1 pseudogene is annotated in these 683 nt (G+C 32.5%); it reads right to left on the bottom strand.

What is annotated here, in order from left to right:
• Positions 1-303: pseudogene (locus tag DMP16_RS10570) on the bottom strand (glycosyltransferase family 1 protein); the annotation flags it as partial.
• Between the last annotated feature and the right edge of the window lie 380 nt (positions 304-683).

The following is a 683-nucleotide window of genomic DNA, read 5'->3' as shown; positions in this document are numbered from 1 at the left end:
ATAGTTCCTATCAATCCCTAGATCATTCCATTTTATATAGACGGTATGAGATTTAAGGAAATACGAGAAAGTACCTTGCTTTAACTCATCGTTATACTTTTCTATCACATCATACACTGAGTCAAAGACTCTTACCCCACTCTTCTCTAAGTCTTTCAATACTTCATAATTATTTTTAACCAAAAAAGAAGGAACGTAAAGTGTAACCTCATCCCCTAATTTCACTAACTCTTTTAATACGTTAATAATATGTGTAGAAACCCCTGAAATATTAAATACGTTGCCTATTGCCAGTATCTTCATTCATTATACATAAGTTTTACATTTTATTAACACTTTGCTTCACCTATCGCACAATTACTGACAAAATGAAGACTAGGCTTGCCCTTTAGGCAGGAAGGAGGTCAGATATAGGATATTAATACTAATGGCAAATTTAATATTATGAAGTTAGGAATAAATAAAGTAACTAATGTGTTGAAAATCACTTTCCTCCTTTCTCTCATCAAACGGAGTAATTCCCGTGAAAAGGATTAACGCTTTAGACCTCGGCAAAAATCCTTGCCTATAGAGTTGTAAGGAGGTTAACAGTCTTCTCTTCAATCAATAGTGCTCCAATTATTAAATAAAATGACATAATATAAATAATTTTTCACTATAGCAAATACGTTTTGGGGCGCATT

The organism is Sulfolobus sp. B1, assembly GCF_007050195.1.
Lineage (GTDB): Archaea > Thermoproteota > Thermoprotei_A > Sulfolobales > Sulfolobaceae > Saccharolobus.
The sequence above is the reverse complement of the archived record's forward strand: the minus strand, read 5'-3'. Positions and strand labels throughout refer to the sequence as shown.